The organism is Roseovarius sp. EC-HK134 (assembly GCF_902498815.1).
Lineage (GTDB): Bacteria > Pseudomonadota > Alphaproteobacteria > Rhodobacterales > Rhodobacteraceae > Roseovarius > Roseovarius mucosus_A.
Map to the genome: position 1 here is coordinate 3,851,810 of NZ_LR701544.1, position 17,396 is coordinate 3,869,205.

Below are 17,396 nucleotides of genomic sequence, written 5' to 3' on the forward strand. Positions count from 1 at the left end.
CCGCGAGAAGCGCCACAGTGGGAAAGCCTTTAATTTCCACATGCTTTATCGGCTCGACGGCTCGCAGGAAGGGTCGCGGCGGATCGGAGAGGAGATCCAGGGATGAATGCTCCTGTTACATCGGTTGACAGCTATCGCATGCAGGATCACTCGTCATTGCAGGCGCAATTGACGGTGTCCCAGATCATGACCGGGCGAGAGGCCTTTATCTGCGCCCTTGAAGGTCAAAGCATAGACGAAGCCTTTCAGGATGTGCCTGATATATATGATATTCTCCCGGTTGTGGATGGAGACGATCCGCGTGACATAACGGCAGAGGTCATCGGGACTATTGACCGACGTGAGGTTCTGCCCGCCCAGATGCGTCAGAAAGTGTTGTCGCAGATGAACGACTATACAGGGGACGCGATTACCGAAACGCTGCCCCTTCTGGATTTCGCCTCTGCAGGCCGTGTGGATGATTTGACCCTTGTTACGAACGGCGGTGGGTCTCAGGTTTGCGGCCTCGTCACCATTTACGATTTGCAGAGGCTTCCTGTTCGGATCGCTTTATTCGCGGCCTTGACCGACTTGGAAGAAGACATTGCATGTCTGCTTGATCGACTGGCGCCCGAGCCTTCGGAATGGGTAGGATTAGTCTATGACCCTAAAGGCAAAATAGCCGCAGAAATTCAGACCGGTCTGCAGCGGGCGGCCAATCGCGATAACCTTGGTTCGCCGGTATTGACCCTTTCTTTTGGGGTAAAGCTCGCCCTTCTCGAGGGATTGAAGCGACATGGTCGGCTTGCAGGTCTCCACGTTCCGAGCCTGCGTGAAATTCGAAATATTCGAAACGACATCGCACATGGAACCCCGTTCGAGAATATCGACGTCGTTCCAAAAGCGGCACGTGATCTTCGCGACCTGCACGCCCTTGTCAGAAAAGTAATTGAGAGAAAAGCATGACCAGCCCCGCCATTTCCCGCGACAAGCTCCACACCGAGAAGGCCTTTGATGCTCGCATGCTGCCCTGGCCCTCCTGCCCGCAGGGCTGGCCGGAGCTGGCAAAAGAGGAGATGCAGGTATGAAAGCAACACAGGCCTACATTTTACCCTTCATATACAAATCACCTCAATTCGTGATCCCGATCTACCAGCGCACCTATAGCTGGACCGAAAAGGAATGCCGTCAGCTTTGGGATGATGTGCGCCGGGCCGGACGCAGCGCCCATATTCCAGTGCATTTCCTTGGCTCGGTCGTCTATGTGGAAGAAACCCTGTCCACCAACACCAGCCGATCGCCGCAACTGGTGATCGACGGCCAGCAGCGTCTGACCTCGGTCACGCTGTTGCTGACGGCCCTGTCCCGGGTGATCAAGGACGGAGAACCGGTTGACGGTTTCTCCGCCAAGAAGATCCGCAACCGCTATCTGCTTGATCCCGATGAAGAAGGGGAACGGGCGTTCAAGCTGCTACTGTCAAAGACCGACCGCATCACGCTGAATGCCCTTGTTGCGGGGCATGACCTTCCCGATGCGGTATCCTTGCGGGTCAAAGAGAATTTCGGCCTGTTCCTGAAATGGCTGGAACAAGACCCGGAGGCCGCTACCGATATATGCGCGGGCCTGAACAAGCTGATGATCGTCGATGTCGCCCTGAGCCGGGAACACGATAACCCCCAGCTGATCTTTGAAAGCATGAACTCGACCGGAAAGGAGCTGTCACAGGCCGATCTGATCCGCAATTTCGTGCTGATGGGATTGGAGCCGAAGTTGCAGACCCGGCTTTACGAGCAGTATTGGCGCAAGATGGAGGAAGGCTTTGGTCAAGGGGCTTATGTCGCCCATTTCGACAGCTTCATGCGTCATTACCTGACGATTGTCACCGGGGCGATCCCGCGGCAGGGCGATGTTTACGTTGCCTACAAGGCCTATTCGCACGAACAGACCACCAAAGGTCGGGATGTCGAAGAGCTGGTCCGCGAGGTCTGGGAGTTCTCTCGGTATTATGGGGCATTGGTTCTGGGGCAGGAAAAAGACAAATCGCTTGGGCTGGCCTTCAAGGATCTCCGGGAACTCAAGGTCGATGTTGCCTATCCCTTCTTGATGGAAGTTTACCGTGACTATGATCAGGGCCTCATCGCTGCCGCCGATTTTCTGGAGATTATCCGGCTGGTTGAAGCCTATGTATTCCGCCGGGCCATCTGTGCTGTTCCCACGAATTCGCTGAACAAAACCTTCGCGACATTTGGGCGGGAGCTGAAGAAAGATCGATATCTGGAAAGCGTCAAAGCACATTTCCTGCGGATGCGATCCTACCGCCGCTTTCCCCGCGACGAGGAATTCATCGCCCGCATTCAGGAACGTGATCTCTACAACTTCCGCAACCGGTCATACTGGCTGCGGAAATTCGAGAACCATGGCCGGAAAGAACGTGTCACCGTCGACGATTACACGATTGAACACATCCTGCCGCAGAATGAAAACCTGTCTCGGGAATGGCGGGAGGCACTTGGGGACGGATGGGCGGCCGTGCAGGAAAAATGGCTGCATACGCTCGGCAACCTCACTCTGACTGGATACAACTCCGAATACAGCGACAAGCCTTTCACTGTGAAACGAGACATGGAGGGCGGGTTCAAGGAGAGCCCCTTGCGTGTCAATCAGGGGCTTGGTCAGCTCGACACCTGGAACGAGGTGGAGATCAAGGCACGAGCTGACAGAATGGCACGTCACGCTGCAGGTGTCTGGACATCACCTGATCTGCCCCAGGACATCCTGGAAACCTACCAGGATCCCCAGGAAGCAACGACGGACTATTCGATCGACGATCACCCCCATCTGACAAGCGGCAAGATGCGCCAGCTATTCGATGATTTCCGCCGTGAGGTGAAGGCATTGGACGCCTGTGTCACCGAGCAGTTCTTGAAGCTGTATGTTGCTTACAAAGCCGAGACCAACTTTGTTGATGTGGTACCGCAGGCCAAGGCGTTGCGGCTGTCGCTGAACATCGACCCGCATGAGCTCTCGGACCCACGACAGATGGTGGTGGATGTGACCGGCGTCGGACGCTGGGGGAACGGCAACTCCGAGGTAAAACTGTCTGAGGCCGAGGACCTTCCATATGTGATCGGGCTTGTGCGTCAGTCGCTTGAACGTCAGCTGGGCGGGGGTTCAGATGACGATTGATCAAGAAATCTTGGCCAGACCGCTGTTCTCGGAGGATTGGGAAAGAGCACAGCGCCCGGATGGATGGTCTTTTCCCAAAGGGATCGCCCGGGATGGAATGATCGGGCTTTCTATGGATACTCGTTCCCTTGGCGATCAGTATTTTGAAGCGGCAGAAGCGATCATTTCGCTCGTTATGAAGAATGACGTGCCCGACTATACCGTGTCGAACCCGATCTTGTACCTATACCGCCATGCCATTGAGCTGTTTCTAAAGGCTGCGATCGAAAAGCAGTCTGGCAAACCCTATAGATGGCCAAAGGGAAAGACTGGGCATGAGCTGGATTTGATCGTTCAATCCGCTCCCCACATTTCGGATGCAGCCCGCTCCCGGATACTGGAGCTTCATGCGATCGACCCGAAATCAACCCACCTGCGTTTTGGTGGTGGAGGTCTCCCGGGGCCCGAGGGTTGGGCCGAAATGACAGAGTTTCGTGAGTCAATGCGGGCTTTGCGCATGCATTTGATCGGCCTGATTGATCGGTTGGGCTCCAAACCGATCGACCCATCGCACAGCAGGCACATTGCCACGCCTGATGCGGACCAAACTCTATTTCCGAGGTAAACATGACCAGCCCCGTCATTTCCCGCGACAAGCTCCACACTGAAGAAGCCGTTGAAATCCACATGGTGGATCAGCTTGTGCGCCTGCAGGGCTGGCGGGAACGGTCCTTCGGACCGGACAGCTTTGACCGCAAGACCGCCCTTGACCCCGAAATGATCGAGGAATTCGTTCGCACAACCCAGCCGGACGCTTGGTCAAAGCTGAATGACCAGTATCCCGGCCGGGCCCGTGACACCTTGATCAAGCAGGTTGATGCACGGCTGAAGGCGGTGGGCACCCTCGAGGTTCTGCGCAAGGGCATCACCATCATCCCCGGCATCAAGATCAGCCTGTGCGGCTTCAGGCCGGCATCCAGCCTGAACCCCACCCTTACCCGGGCTTATGAAGGCAATATCCTGACGGTGATGCGGCAGGTGCGGTATTCCCTGCGTAACGAAAATGCGCTTGATCTGGTGATGTTCGTGAACGGCATTCCTGTCATCACGATGGAACTGAAAAACACCCTGACCGGGTCCAGCTACCAGACCGCCGAAAAGCAATATCGCAAGGACCGCTCCCCCAATGGCGAGCCGCTTTTGACCTTCAAAAGGGGGGCGATCGTGCATTTCGCCCTGGATCAGGACCACGTGTCCATGACCACCCATCTCAATAACGGGTCGACCCGTTTCTTGCCCTTCAACCGCGGACGCGACGGCGGGGCCGGCAACCCGGACGTGAAGGGGGAGTTCCGGATCGCTTATCTTTATCGGGATCTGGACGACCGCAAGGCGGCCTTGTCCCGGGAAATGCTGCTTGCGGTTCTGCACCGCTTTGTCCTGATTGACGAGGTTGAGGAACCCGGCGGGCGGGTCAAACGCACGACAATCTGGCCGCGGTATCAGCAGATGGACGCCGTCTATACTCTTCTGCAGGATGCAAAGACGAACGGGGCCGGCCGCAACTACCTGTTCCAGCACTCTGCCGGATCGGGCAAGTCAAACACGATCGCCTGGGCCGCACATCATCTTGCCACCCTCCATGATGACCAGGACCGGTCCATTTTCGACACGATCATCGTGGTCACGGATCGAGTGGTGCTGGATCGTCAGCTTCAAAAAACGATCATGTCGTTTGAGCAGACGGCGGGCTATGTCCGCCCGATCGACGGCACATCGCGTCAGCTCAGGGAGGCTCTGGAAGCTGGCGCCAAGATCATCATCTCGACCATCCACAAGTTTTCGACCGACCAACTCAAGGTGCTGGAAAAACAGGCCGGGAAACGCTTCGCTATCATCATCGACGAGGCGCACAGCTCCCAATCCGGGAAGCATGCGGACAGCATGGCCAGCTCGCTGGCCGAGACCGCCGCGACCGAGGGCGAAGAGGAGCTCGATGCGACCGAACGGGCGCTGCTGGAGATGCAGCGGCTCAGGGGGCCGCAGGACAATCTGTCTTATCTCGCCTTCACCGCCACGCCGAAGAACGTGACCCTGGAACGCTTTGGGCAACCGACGGAACGCGGGCCGCAGCCCTTCCACCTTTACTCGATGCGTCAGGCCATCGAGGAGGGGTTCATCATGGATGTCTTGCAGAATTACCAGACCTACAAGGCATATTCCAAGTTGGAGAAGGCAATCGAGGACGATCCCCGCCTTCTGGAACGCAAATCCGCAAGGAAGGTGGCCCGGTTCATCGATTTTCATGAAACCGCGATGGCCCAGAAGGCAGCTGTGATTGTCGAGCATTTCCGCCGTCACGCGATGCATGAGCTGGATGGGCAGGCAAAGGCCATGGTGGTCACGGCAAGCCGGGAACATGCCATCCGCACCCAGCGGGCGATCAACCAGTATATCGAGTTGCAGGGCTATCACGACATGAAGGCTCTGGTGGCCTTCTCTGGCGAGGTTCTGGTTGATGGTCAGCCCTTCACGGAGCCCGGGATCAACGGGTTTGGCGAAAAAGAACTGCCGCGGCATTTCGACGGGGCGGAATACAACGTGCTGGTGGTGGCCGAGAAATATCAGACCGGGTTCGATCAGCCGAAGCTGGTGGCCATGTATGTCGATCGGCGCCTGAATGGCATCCAGGCGGTTCAGACCTTATCACGGCTGAACCGGATGTTCCCGGGCAAGGAGCGCACCTTCATTCTGGATTTCCGCAACGAGGTTGCAGACATCCAGGAGGCCTTCAAGCCCTATTACAACGCGACGCTGATCGAGGACGTGTCCGATCCGAACCAGATCTACACCTTGCATGCCCGCCTGATGGCTTTCAACATTCTGGATCAGGCCGAAATCGATCGGTTCATCTCTCGTTTTCTGGCGGCACGTCAGAGGGCGGATGAGCGCCCGGTTCTGGAGGGGCTGGTGCGGCAAACCGTGGACCGGTTCAATGAGGCCTTGAACGAGGATGATCAGGAGGAATTCCGCCAAACCCTGTCCTCCTTCCTGCGCTTCTATTCCTTCATTGCCCAGGTGGTAAACCTGCAGGATACCGAACTCGAGAAGCTGCATGTCTTCGGCTCATGGCTCAAACGGATGCTGCCCGGGCGGGACGCCCCTGAGGGCGGGGATGTCACGGATGACATGCTGACCCTGGCGGCGTTCAAACTTACCCCGAACAACGAGAATACGGATGCAAGGCTCGAGAAGGACGCCACACAGGCCCTGACGCCGATTGACCGCTTCGGGGCAAACCCCTTTACCGAAGAGGATGAGGCGGCTCTGTCCGAGATCATCGAGGCCTTCAATGCCCGTCACGGCACGAATTTCACGGATGAGGATTACATCCGCTTCGAGGCGGTGAATGAGGCGATCCTTGGGGATGAAGCCTGGGCCGAAATGTTCCGGAACAATCAGCCCCAGGATGTACGGCCCCATTACGATGCGGAGTTCATGCGGCGGGCGATCCAGGCCTTCCAACGGGATAACGCCATGCGCAACGCCTTCCTTCAGGACAGGGAAGCCCGGGAAATGCTCATGGGGCTGATGTTCCAGAGGGCTGTTCGCGGGGCAGGACGAGCAGCATGACCAAGGGGCGCACCCAATGAATATTGACGCGGCAGCGAGCCGCACAGCCTACGTCGTCGACCGGGCTCTTCGTGCGGTCTTTCCCGAGAATTACTTCCTCAAGTGCATGTACGCCGCATACGCGATGCAACACGTCCTAAGGCGCCTGGGGTATGAAGCAAGGATTGTAACCGGTAGCTTCGGGATGTTCATGGTCACACCTGACGCCCGTAAAGCAAGCATCGAAGGCTTTGGCGGGAAAAGCAGCGAGACCTCGCACTTCTGGTGCGTTGTCGGCAATCGGATCCTGGATATCAGCAGCCCTTATCTTGCTGATAGCAGCCGTTCGCCAAAGGCACGGCCCCCGATCGTCTTCTGGCCGATCGAGAAGGACATGCCACGGTCTTTCCGATATTTCTATGCGGGCGATCTCGACCCGAGTTCCCCAGACACTTACGATGATCACATGAAAGAAAGCTTGAACAAGATAATCACCGAATGTGATCGCAGGCTTTCAGGTGTCAGGGGGCAACCGAAGTTGTCGAACTGGTTTCTGCGTGACATTGCGTCACTCAGGCAGGCGGCGAAGACCGGTGATACTTGGGCGGCTGCAGCTATGCGGCTGGAGGCTGGCGAAGGTCAGGTTGATTTCAGGGAGATCTTTCAACATGGGGGCCTTCAGGACAAGATCCCTGTCTTTTGACCATGTCGGGCCAATTACAGTCGGCATGTTGGCGGCGCAGTCGGGGGGAACTATTGAATTTTTATCGATCAGCAGGTTCACACTGGCGATCAGAGGGCAACGATAGTGGGCTGGCTGTTCAACAATCGCGTTCCATCTAACATCCGTGCGGAGATTGAACGTCTTTGCACTCACGATGATGAAGAGCGTTCGACCCGTACGGTTCGGATTTGCCGGGATGGATCAATCTGGACCGTTGCCGTTGAAATGACCGTGAAGAACGGCAGCGAGGTTCCGGATGGGTATCAATCAGACGAGAACGGCAAGTTCACCTTCGGCGCAGTGTTTCGCACACGGAAAGAATACGGCGGTTGGGGGTATCGGTTGGATGAAGAAACCGTAGGTCCTGAATTTGCCCGAGCACCGAAGTCCCTCATCGACCTGTTAAGCCCAACGACCTCTGATTGGGCCAATCGATGGCGCCGACGGTGTCTCGAGAACGCTGCGAGGAGAGCACGACGATTTAAAGACGGTGACGTCATCAAGCTCGAGGAGGCTCTCGAATTCAATGATGGTCGGAAACGGCTGCTTTTCAGAGTGATACGTGAGAAGCCTCCGGGATATACTCGTGCGAGGACGGTCTTTCAGTGTGTTGAAACAGGTGTGACCTGCAGGATTTCCAGGTTTCGGCGGCGGGCGTGGGATGTCATGTCGCCGGTGGGTGATCCCGCCGAAGCAAAGGCGGCCACGAGGTTGGATAAGGACAACTGAGACATGGCAAAGGCTGCAAGGAACAGATGGTGGCCGTCGGTCTCGGGCGGGAAGCGGCCAGACGGCAGTGCCGCATGATAAAGTAGACGGATGGCAAAGCAGTCATTCTTCCTGCGATTTCGAGCGTGATATCGTCGGGCGCAAACCCCTCGTCGTCACTCGACCGACGTGACGAGAACACTTGTTCTGGGTGCAAGCCGGCCCTTCAAACCAGAAGTTCCTCTCTGCGCCATATCTTAAAAATCAACTTTGACCTATCTGCACTCTCCTGCCCTGCCTAGCAGATCCTGGGGTTGAGTGTCACAGATGAGGCGATCTCAATATGATGTGTGCAGGTTGACGTTGAAAATGATGCGCTGATGCATCATTCTAGCATAAACGAGCAAGCTAAGTTGACCTAGGCCAAATGCAAATTTTCGATCAACGCAATCCCAGCTTACCCGAAGCTGTCTTCGATCGACTTCTTGATACGTCAAGAAAACATACTTGGTTGAGGCGCAGACATGAAAGGTTGGAGCAACTTCTCGCATCTTGCGCGAGCAATGATGAGAGGCTTCTTATTTGTGACATCCTTGATCGATTTACTTACGTAAATGGCGACTATCTGGCCGATTGCCTGGAGAAGATTGGTGATAGGATTGTTAAAACATGGGGTTGCACGAACGATAACACCGTTATCGTTGCCATGGACAAGTCCAGGTATGCAGACAGTTCCAGCGCCATTGCCTGGATGATTAAGCCTGTTCTAGCGAACTTAGGGGATTGGGAGACCAATACTATATACAAGAATTTGACTGATGCGATCAATGCTGTCGAGGATGGGCAGAAAATCGTAGTGGTGGACGAGTTTGTCGGCTCCGGGAAAACACTGTCAGGAAGGTTAAAATGGATTTCGGACGAACTCAAAGAAAAAGGGAAATCTGTCGAGATCTACGTGGCAATCGTTGCTGCCATGGAAGTTTGCAAGCAGAAAGACTTTTCCTGTGCTGCTGATTTTTATGCAACCATATGGATGAAACAGGCTATCAACGACTATTGCTCCGGCAAATGTCTAGCTGACGCGATTGATCTGATGCTTGGTATGGAGGGTTTATTGCATCCTGCGTATGGAAACTTGCAGATGAAGAAATATTCTCTTGGATATAAGAAAACTCAAAGCGCCTACTACCTTGAGAACGGAAATCCGCCAAATAACAATTTTCCCATATTTTGGTGGAAGCTCATGAAGGACGGCACCCGCCGCAGGCCGCTACTTCCAAGGGTGTGATATGTCATCTTTAGAATCCATAGTTATAAGAGAGATGTATAAGGCGACGGACTGGGTCGACCTATATCAGATTCACAAGAAATATTTACTATCACCAATCCAGCTGCTCGATTTTTGCGAGTATCTTTCAGAAATCGAAGTTATAAAAATAGAGGGACGCAAAGCGAAAATTACTGACTTTGGCCGGAAATGGGCAATCAAGAATAGGTATAAGATATTTTCGTCTGAGCGACCGTGGGCCAAGGGTAGCCCCTACCTTCAACTGGAGAGGCGCGCGGTCCATGAACCCTATCTTCCTAATCTCAAGCTTCTGGATATGGATTTTTTTCTGAAGTTGTTGCAACGTGAAAGAAAGTGATGTAGCTCGATGCTTGAAGGCTCGGCGATAGTAACGGGAGGTGTATCCGCCTCCGTCTTGTTAAGGTGTGCGTTAGATTATCTTCACGCGCCTTGCGCAAGAAGCATGGGATCTAAAGATCCCATGTTACTGCATAAAGCAGTAATGATATCATGAAGTATGATTTCTTTGTATCGCTGACCTTCTACTCTCAAGGCCTGGAAAGATGACCGGTGAAGATCTGAGGGAGTGGAGAGAACTCTATAACTCCAGAATTAGCGGTAATCGCGGCAGAGCACTAGCTGATGGGTATATAAAGTATATTGAATCACTTCAAGCTTTGGGGATTCCACCTATTTTTGAGTTTTCACATCTCGCAGACTTAGTCGGGATTGAGTATGAAACTTTAGCGAAAGTTGCCAGCCGCCCACAAGATTTTTACCGAACTTTCGCCATACCAAAGCGTTCAGGTGGCATCAGGAAAATTGACACTCCTCGGCCTATACTAATGCAGATCCAAAGATGGCTATTGGATCAGATCGTGTCCAAGTCCAGAGTGAGCGAGCAGGCGCATGGCTTTGTTGTTGGACGATCTATCATTACAAACGCTCGCACCCATCTGGGCTGCAGAGAGCTCTTGAAGATGGATTTGAAGGATTTTTTTCCATCAGTGACAGCCTCAACTGTTCACTATATTTTTAAGGATATGGGCTATCCCCCGAATGTATGCAGAGCTCTTTCGAGATTGGTCACGTTGGGAGCATGTCTCCCACAAGGGGCGCCCACCAGTCCAGCCCTGAGCAATATTGCATGTGTTGAGTTGGATTCGAACCTCAACAATCTCGCGCTCAAGTATGACCTCACCTACACTAGGTATGCTGACGATTTGACCTTCTCTGGCAGTTCGATTCCAAGCGATATGACAAGTCTCGTGGCAAACTTGACTTCGAAAGCTGGATTTTCTACCAACGATAAAAAAACAATCCTTTCGCCTGCTGGGCATCGCAAGATAGTTACGGGAATATCCATTTCATCCGGAGAACTTAAGCTGCCGCGAACCTACATAAGAAATCTACGGCAGAGAATTCACCTGTTAATTAATCACGGCATTCTTCACCCTAATAATGATTCCACAGCATGGGATCCACTTGTTTTGGACCGTTTGCTGGGGATGGTAAGCTTTTGGGTAAGTGTTTGTCCAGAATCTGAGGCTGCAAAGAGGGCGTATTCAGAGCTCAAAAATTTCATGATGAAATTTCAAACTGTCTAAGATCAAACTGAATAGAGCGTTTCATAGGCTTGCGCCGAAATACCATTGGGGCGGGCCTCTAGTCAGCACGCAACTGAGCGAATGCCTGACCCATGCCTCCCTCGCGTTTTGCCGCATAGCTCCTCGAATGGCAGCTTCGGAGAGCGCTGCAATGCAGCAACCTAGAAGGCCGAATGACGGCTAAGGGCCGTGATCACCATCTAGCCTTAGCAAACTCTGCCGCCGCATTCCGCGTCTCAACCGTAAGCATCCGCCGAAGGCCGTGGACGCGCTCTATTGATCAGACGGCTTTTGGTTTGCGCGGCTTGGGAGCCCACTTTTTCCCGAGGCGCTCGAAGTTGTCTAGGATACGGCCGATTTCTGCCTCGGCGGCGTAGGGGTTGGCACCTCTGACGGGGGCGGCGGGACCGAAGGCGGGGTCTCTGGTGGTGTTTGGGGTGGTGTTTGGGGTGTTCTGTCGGGCGTGCTCTCTTGGGCGCGCCCTTCGTCGACAATCGCCTCCAGACCCTCTTCGAGCTTGGAAGAGGATTTGAACAGCCGTTCCTTGAGTTTCGAGAAAAACGCCATGCGCCCTCCGATCCGCGTGTCAATCCTGACCTAATGCGGATCGGAGGGAGATGGAAGCCTGTGCTTGGCTCAGATCTCGTCGGCGAAATGCTTCATCGTCAGGCGGATCGGATTGGGCGCGGCCTGACCGAGACCACAGATGCTGGCATCGGACATGGCGGTGCACAGCTCTGTCAGGAGCGGCTGATCCCAAGTGTCGGCCTGCATCAGCTTGACCGCCTTTTCACAGCCCACCCGGCAGGGGGTGCATTGCCCACAGCTTTCGTCCTCAAAGAAGCGCAGCATGTTGAGTGCCGCATCACGCGCCCGGTCGTGATCCGAGAGCACCACCACAGCCGCCGACCCGATAAAGGTGCCATGCGGTTGCAGAGTGTCGAAATCGAGCGGAACGTCATGCATCGACGCCGGCAGAAGGCCAGAGGACGGACCGCCGGGCTGATAGGCCTTGAACGTATGCCCATCAAGCATGCCCCCCGCCGCCGCGATAATGTCGGTGATGGTGGAACCTGCGGGCAGGAGGTGGACACCGGGGTTTTTCACGCGCCCCGACACCGAGTAAGAGCGAAGGCCCTTGCGGCCATTCAGCTCGACCGTATTCAGGATTTCCGGCCCCTCGCGCAGGATGCGCGTGACCCAAAGCAGCGTTTCGACGTTATTGACCAGCGTGGGGCGGTTGAAAATCCCCACCTGTGCCACGAATGGCGGGCGGTGGCGCGGCAGCCCACGCTTGCCCTCGATTGATTCGATCATCGCGCTTTCTTCGCCGCAGATATAGGCACCGGCGCCGCGACGCAGCTCGACATAGCCGGGCTTGATGAGATCTGCGGCTTCCAGTGCCGCAATCTCGGTGGCGAGAATATCGAGCACAGCGGGATATTCATCGCGCATGTAGATAAAGCAGCGCTCGGCCTCGACCGCCCAAGCGGCGATCAGCATGCCCTCAAGGAAGAGGTGCGGCGTGCGCTCGAGGTAATAGCGGTCCTTGAAGGTGCCCGGCTCGCCTTCGTCGCCATTGACAGCCAGATAGCGCGGGCCGGGTTCGGCGCGCACAAAGCCCCATTTGCGCCCCGAGGGGAAGCCCGCACCGCCAAGGCCGCGCAGACCCGCATCCAGCAGGGTTTGCTGCACGCGCTCGAATTCGGCATCGGCATTTCGTGTCGCGCGCAGATCGGCCAGCGTGGCATAGCCGCCAGCGGTGCGATAGGCATCGAGCGCCTCATAGGCGGGCACGTGGGCGTGCGTGTCGCCTGCGGCGACGGCAGCCAAGACGCTTTCGGGTGTGGCGTGGTCGATGTGATGATGGCCCAGCTCCACCACCGGGGCCGTATCACAACGCCCCATGCAGGGCGCGCGCAGGATGCGGACCTGCGTGGGATCTGTGCCCTGCTCTAACGCGGATTTCAGCGCCTGCGCGCCTGCCAGCTCGCAGCTGAGCGAATCGCAGACGCGGATGGTGAGCGCGGGCGGCGGGGTCTCGCCTTCGCGGACCACGTCGAAATGCGCGTAAAAGCTGGCCACCTCATAGACTTCGGCCTGCGACAGGCGCAGCTCTTCGGCGAGCGCGCGCAGATGGGCCGCCGAGAGATGGCCGAATTTATCCTGAATACGGTGCAGATATTCGATCAAAAGGTCGCGGCGGCGCGGCCCCTCGCCCAAGAGCGCCTGAACCTCGGCCCAAGCGCCATCTTCAAGTTGGCGTCCCTTGGTGGTGCGACGGCCCTTGCCATCCCCGGATTTCCAGACGCCTTTGCGATCATCCAATGCCATTGCGATCATCCTCTTTCCCTGTTGCGACCGAACCTAGCGGGCCGGGATGGGGGTAGAGCCCTCAAAAACGACATTTGCACCACCATTCGCGTTGATTGGCCCCTGAATTGCGATGGGGTGCGGCAAGGAAACCCTGTGCGCGGCCCCTTCCCCGGTTTACACTGCGGGAAAACTTGGACCGCTCATGCCGCTTTTTTCGATTGCCGCAAGCCTGCCCCTGATCCTGACCGCGCTCGCCGCTCTGTGGGGCGGGGTGTGGGGCGTTTTGGCTTTGGGGACGATCACAGTGCTGGTGTTCACGCTGGACCGGGTGATTGCCGCGGACGGCAATCCTGACCCGGAGGCCGAGTTTCCCGCCGCCGATGCGGTCTTGGTGGGGCTGGGGCTGGGGCATTTCGTGGTGCTGGCACTGGCGATCTGGGCGGTGGCGGGGGGCCATGATCTGAGTGGCACAGAGCGTGCCCTTGTGGCTTTGAGTGCAGGGCTGAGTATGGGCCAGATTTCGCATCCGGTGGCGCATGAGTTGATCCATCGCCCTGCCCGCGCCAAGCGGTGGCTGGGGCGGCTGATCTATACGTCGCTGCTGTTTGGCCACCATGTCAGCGCGCATTTGCGGGTGCATCACGTGCATGTCGCAAGCCCAGAAGACCCCAGCAGTGCGCGGCCCGGTGAAGGGTTTTACCGCTACGCCCTGCGCGCCTGGCCGGGGGCCTTTCAGGCGGGATTAAGGGCCGAATCGCGGCGTCACGCGGATCGACCGCTCTGGCAGCATCCCTATCTGCTCTATCTGGGCGGGGCCGGGGCGCTTGTGAGTGCAACCGCGCTCAGCCTTGGGGCGGAAGGCGTGGCGGCGCTGTTCTTTATCGCGGGCTATGCGCAGGTGCAGATCCTGCTTTCGGACTATGTGCAGCACTATGGCCTGCGCCGGGCACAGCGCCAGGATGGGCGGCTTGAGCCGGTTGGCCCGCAGCATTCCTGGAACGCGCCGCATGTGATGTCTGCCGCAATGACGCTGAACGCGCCGCGCCATTCCGATCACCACGTCACGCCGCAACGCCCCTATCCGGCGCTGCAACTTGACAGCGCCACCATGCCGGTTCTGCCGCAGTCCTTGCCGGTGATGGCCGTGCTGGCGCTTGTCCCACCGCTTTGGCGGCGCATCATGGACCCGCGCGCCGCACGTTGGCGCAAAACCTCTGGCGGGGCAGCACCCGATCTGGCAGGTTAAGCGCATGCGTGTCTTGCTTCTCTTCAGTCTTTTCTTTGCGGTCGCGGCCCCGGCTGCGGCGCAGATGACAGCAGCAGAATTCGATGCCTATACCCGCGGCCAGACCTTTTACTATGGTGCCGGTGGCGCGCCCTATGGCGGCGAGGAATATCTGCCCGACCGGCGCGTGCGCTGGTCCTTTCTGGATGGCGAGTGTCAGGAGGGGCATTGGTATGAAGAACGCGGATTGATCTGCTTTGTCTATGACAACCGCCCCGAGCCGCAATGCTGGAGCTTTGAGCGCACAGATAAGGGGCTGATTGCCCGGTTCGCGGGGGACGACAGCCTGTCGGAGCTTTACGAGGTCAGGCGGTCTGAGGCACCGCTGATGTGTCTGGGGCCAAAGATCGGGGTGTGAGCCTTGGCTTCTTTATGGTTCAAATACTCAACTCCCCGCCCTCTGCCTGCGCAACCCTAGAAAATCTTCCCCCTAGAAAGCCGGACCCCCATCGCCTAAGTTCTACCAAGACGTATGGAAACCGGCTGCGGGGGCGCCATGAGTGACACGGGACTTCAGAAGCTGGCGTTCCTGCTATTGGTGGCGCTGATCCTCTTTGTCGCCGCGACAGGGGGCGTGTGATGGCGCAGCGGTTTGGCGGCAAATACAGCCCCGATGGCGCGGACAAGGGCGCGCCCGTGCCGGACCGTGGCGCGTTTCGTGGCGCGCGGCGGACGCGGGCGGGCGGGCGCGTGAACCTTTTGTTCTTTGCGCCCCTGCCATTGGCGGCGCGGGCCTTTGGCGCGGGCCCTGTTGAGCTGGCGCTCAACCTTGCAGCGCTCGGCACGCTTCTCTTGGCGGCATGGCTCACCCGTGAGGGGATTCTGGCGCAAGAGGCCTATGAGGCGCGCAAGATCGCGCGGCGTCCGGCCATTCCACGCAAGATTTTTGCCTCGGGGCTGACAGGTCTTGGCCTTGGCCTTGCCGGTTATGCCAGTGGCGGCGGCGTCATGGAGCCGCTGATCTATGCCACGCTGGGGGCTGTGCTGCACAGTTTTGCCTTTGGCCTTGATCCGCTCAAGGACAAGGGGATGGAGGGCGTCGACAGTTTTCAGACCGACCGCGTCGCCCGCGTCGTTGATCAGGCCGAAGATTATCTGCGCGGCATGACCGAGGCGCTGAAACGCGCGGGCGACCGGCAGGCGGAAACCCGGTTGGAGCGGTTTCAGATCACGGTGCGCGATATGCTGCGCACGGTCGAGGATGACCCGCGCGATCTGACGGCAGCGCGCAAATATCTGGGCGTTTATCTGATGGGCGCGCGCGATGCGACGGTCAAGTTTGCCGATCTGCACGCCCGTGCCCCCAACCCCGCCGCACGCGACAAATATCTCGCGCTCTTGGGCGATCTTGAGCAGAATTTCACCGCCAAAACCCGCGCGCTGATGCAGGATAGCAGCACCGATCTTGATATCGAGATCGACGTGTTGCGTGACCGGCTGGAGCGCGAGGGCGTTCACCTTGAAACCAAAGATTTAGCGTAAGAGGACGAAACCCATGTCAGAGACCACCCGTCAAAAGGCCGAAGCCGTACTGAAGGATGTCGAGGCCGTGAGCCGCGCGGTTCTGCCCGTACCCTCAGAGGCCAATGCCATCGTGCCGCTGGATCAAGCCGACGCGCCGCAAAGCGCCGAGATCACCCGCCGCATGGCCGAAATCGACATGGCCGACACGCAATCCATCGTCTCGTTCGGCTCTGCCGCGCAAGCGGAATTGCAGGAAATCTCGCAATCGATGCTGCAAGGCGTGCGCAACAAGGATGTGGGGCCTGCGGGCGATAGCCTGCGCGGGATCGTGACGACAATTCGCGGCTTTGCGGTGTCGGAACTCGATGTGAGGCGCGAACGGTCGTGGTGGGAAAAACTGCTGGGCCGCGCTGCGCCCTTTGCCAAGTTCACGGCCCGGTTCGAGCAGGTGCAAGGGCAGATCGACAAGATCACCGATGACCTTTTGGCGCATGAGCACACGCTCTTGAAAGACATCAAGTCGCTTGACATGCTCTATGAAAAGACACTCGCGTTTTATGATGAGCTGGCGCTTTACATCGCGGCGGGCGAGGCCAAGCTCAAGGATATCGATACCAACGACATCCCCGCAGCAGAGGCCGCCGTTCAGGCCGCGCCCGAGAATGATCAGGTGATGAAGGCGCAGGAACTCCGCGATCTGCGTGCCGCGCGCGACGATCTGGAGCGGCGGGTGCATGACCTCAAGCTGACGCGCCAGGTGACGATGCAATCTTTGCCGTCGATCCGGTTGGTGCAGGAGAATGACAAAAGCCTTGTGACCAAGATCAACTCGACCCTCGTCAACACGGTTCCGCTGTGGGAAACGCAACTGGCGCAGGCGGTGACGATCCAGCGTTCCGCAGAGGCGGCGGCCGCCGTGCGCGATGCCAATGACCTGACCAATGAATTGCTGACCGCCAATGCCAAGAACCTGCGCGAGAGCAACAAGATGATCCGGCAGGAAATGGAGCGTGGCGTGTTCGATATCGAGGCCGTAAAACAGGCCAATGCCGATCTGATTGGGACCATTCAGGAGAGCCTGCAAATCGCCGACGAAGGCAAGGCCAAGCGGGCGAAGGCCGAAGAAGAGTTGAAAAAGATGGAGGCCGATTTGCGGGATACGCTGGCCTCAGCCAAGGCGCGGCGCGATGGGGTGGGCGACACGGCAGGCACCGCCGTGCCCAAAGGCTAAACCGGCCATGCGGGGT

The 17,396-nt window shown here is 57.3% G+C and carries 15 protein-coding genes; 13 read left to right on the plus strand and 2 right to left on the minus strand.

All coding sequences use genetic code 11. The annotated features are described in order from the left end of the window. The first annotated feature begins 102 nt into the window (after positions 1-102). From GC127_RS22415 to GC127_RS22450, 9 genes are all read left to right on the plus strand, one after another. Positions 103-945, plus strand: coding sequence for a hypothetical protein (locus GC127_RS22415; protein WP_151979618.1), 843 nt, complete (start codon positions 103-105; stop codon positions 943-945). Then, positions 942-1,067 carry a hypothetical protein gene (locus GC127_RS23295; protein WP_302848613.1) on the plus strand — a complete coding sequence of 42 codons (126 nt, stop codon included), beginning with the start codon at positions 942-944 and terminating at the stop codon, positions 1,065-1,067. Before GC127_RS22415 ends, GC127_RS23295 begins: the two co-directional genes overlap by 4 nt. Then, on the plus strand, positions 1,064-3,166 hold the full coding sequence (locus GC127_RS22420; RefSeq protein WP_151979617.1) for a DUF262 and DUF1524 domain-containing protein: 2,103 nt from the start codon (positions 1,064-1,066) through the stop codon (positions 3,164-3,166). The genes GC127_RS23295 and GC127_RS22420 overlap by 4 nt, the downstream gene beginning before the upstream one ends. Then, on the plus strand, positions 3,156-3,770 hold the full coding sequence (locus tag GC127_RS22425) for a hypothetical protein (RefSeq protein WP_151979616.1): 615 nt from the start codon (positions 3,156-3,158) through the stop codon (positions 3,768-3,770). The genes GC127_RS22420 and GC127_RS22425 overlap by 11 nt, the downstream gene beginning before the upstream one ends. Before the next feature lie 2 nt (positions 3,771-3,772). Next, positions 3,773-6,778, plus strand: a complete 3,006-nt coding sequence (locus GC127_RS22430; protein WP_151979615.1) for a type I restriction endonuclease subunit R — start codon at positions 3,773-3,775, stop codon at positions 6,776-6,778. A 16-nt stretch (positions 6,779-6,794) separates the two neighbouring features. Then, positions 6,795-7,460 carry a hypothetical protein gene (locus GC127_RS22435; RefSeq protein ID WP_151979614.1) on the plus strand — a complete coding sequence of 222 codons (666 nt, stop codon included), beginning with the start codon at positions 6,795-6,797 and terminating at the stop codon, positions 7,458-7,460. Between the two features lie 105 nt (positions 7,461-7,565). After that, the gene (locus tag GC127_RS22440) at positions 7,566-8,210 is read left to right on the plus strand and encodes a hypothetical protein (RefSeq protein ID WP_151979613.1); all 645 of its coding nucleotides are present in this window, start codon (positions 7,566-7,568) and stop codon (positions 8,208-8,210) included. A 406-nt stretch (positions 8,211-8,616) separates the two neighbouring features. Next, positions 8,617-9,477 carry a phosphoribosyltransferase gene (locus tag GC127_RS22445; protein WP_151979612.1) on the plus strand — a complete coding sequence of 287 codons (861 nt, stop codon included), beginning with the start codon at positions 8,617-8,619 and terminating at the stop codon, positions 9,475-9,477. A gap of 563 nt (positions 9,478-10,040) precedes the next feature. Further along, the gene (locus GC127_RS22450; protein WP_151979611.1) at positions 10,041-11,084 is read left to right on the plus strand and encodes a reverse transcriptase family protein; all 1,044 of its coding nucleotides are present in this window, start codon (positions 10,041-10,043) and stop codon (positions 11,082-11,084) included. Positions 11,085-11,426: 342 nt separating this feature from the next. Here the strand turns inward: GC127_RS22450 and GC127_RS22460 are convergent, their stop codons facing one another. Continuing rightward, positions 11,427-11,651: a hypothetical protein gene (locus tag GC127_RS22460; protein ID WP_254700826.1), complete on the minus strand. Its 225-nt coding sequence runs from the start codon at positions 11,649-11,651 to the stop codon at positions 11,427-11,429. 69 nt (positions 11,652-11,720) lie between these two features. Then, a complete protein-coding gene (locus GC127_RS22465) occupies positions 11,721-13,418 on the minus strand; it encodes an NAD(P)H-dependent oxidoreductase subunit E (RefSeq protein ID WP_199861309.1) in 1,698 nt (565 codons plus the stop codon). 184 nt (positions 13,419-13,602) lie between these two features. On the opposite strand from GC127_RS22465, the gene GC127_RS22470 reads away from it, so the two are divergent. The 4 genes from GC127_RS22470 (at position 13,603) to GC127_RS22485 (ending at position 17,380) form a co-directional block, all read left to right on the plus strand. Continuing rightward, a complete protein-coding gene (locus GC127_RS22470) occupies positions 13,603-14,646 on the plus strand; it encodes an alkane 1-monooxygenase (protein WP_151979596.1) in 1,044 nt (347 codons plus the stop codon). 4 nt (positions 14,647-14,650) lie between these two features. Next, complete coding sequence (locus tag GC127_RS22475) at positions 14,651-15,043, plus strand: hypothetical protein (RefSeq protein ID WP_151979597.1); 393 nt, start codon at positions 14,651-14,653, stop codon at positions 15,041-15,043. Between the two features lie 221 nt (positions 15,044-15,264). Further along, complete coding sequence (locus GC127_RS22480) at positions 15,265-16,167, plus strand: 5-bromo-4-chloroindolyl phosphate hydrolysis family protein (protein WP_081508263.1); 903 nt, start codon at positions 15,265-15,267, stop codon at positions 16,165-16,167. Positions 16,168-16,180: 13 nt separating this feature from the next. Continuing rightward, on the plus strand, positions 16,181-17,380 hold the full coding sequence (locus GC127_RS22485; RefSeq protein WP_151979598.1) for a toxic anion resistance protein: 1,200 nt from the start codon (positions 16,181-16,183) through the stop codon (positions 17,378-17,380). Positions 17,381-17,396: the final 16 nt, after the last annotated feature.

Excerpts from the sequence above, each read along its gene's own strand:
- GC127_RS22475 (WP_151979597.1), top strand. The coding sequence starts at position 14,651 with ATGCGTGTCTTGCTTCTCTTCAGTCTTTTCTTTGCGGTCGCGGCCCCG.
- GC127_RS22415 (WP_151979618.1), top strand. The coding sequence starts at position 103 with ATGAATGCTCCTGTTACATCGGTTGACAGCTATCGCATGCAGGATCAC.
- GC127_RS22430 (WP_151979615.1), top strand. The coding sequence starts at position 3,773 with ATGACCAGCCCCGTCATTTCCCGCGACAAGCTCCACACTGAAGAAGCC.
- GC127_RS22435 (WP_151979614.1), top strand. The coding sequence starts at position 6,795 with ATGAATATTGACGCGGCAGCGAGCCGCACAGCCTACGTCGTCGACCGG.
- GC127_RS22450 (WP_151979611.1), top strand. The coding sequence starts at position 10,041 with ATGACCGGTGAAGATCTGAGGGAGTGGAGAGAACTCTATAACTCCAGA.
- GC127_RS22470 (WP_151979596.1), top strand. The coding sequence starts at position 13,603 with ATGCCGCTTTTTTCGATTGCCGCAAGCCTGCCCCTGATCCTGACCGCG.
- GC127_RS22480 (WP_081508263.1), top strand. The coding sequence starts at position 15,265 with ATGGCGCAGCGGTTTGGCGGCAAATACAGCCCCGATGGCGCGGACAAG.
- GC127_RS22485 (WP_151979598.1), top strand. The coding sequence starts at position 16,181 with ATGTCAGAGACCACCCGTCAAAAGGCCGAAGCCGTACTGAAGGATGTC.
- GC127_RS22445 (WP_151979612.1), top strand. The coding sequence starts at position 8,617 with ATGCAAATTTTCGATCAACGCAATCCCAGCTTACCCGAAGCTGTCTTC.
- GC127_RS22460 (WP_254700826.1), bottom strand. The coding sequence starts at position 11,651 with ATGGCGTTTTTCTCGAAACTCAAGGAACGGCTGTTCAAATCCTCTTCC.
- GC127_RS23295 (WP_302848613.1), top strand. The coding sequence starts at position 942 with ATGACCAGCCCCGCCATTTCCCGCGACAAGCTCCACACCGAGAAGGCC.
- GC127_RS22425 (WP_151979616.1), top strand. The coding sequence starts at position 3,156 with ATGACGATTGATCAAGAAATCTTGGCCAGACCGCTGTTCTCGGAGGAT.
- GC127_RS22465 (WP_199861309.1), bottom strand. The coding sequence starts at position 13,418 with ATGGCATTGGATGATCGCAAAGGCGTCTGGAAATCCGGGGATGGCAAG.
- GC127_RS22420 (WP_151979617.1), top strand. The coding sequence starts at position 1,064 with ATGAAAGCAACACAGGCCTACATTTTACCCTTCATATACAAATCACCT.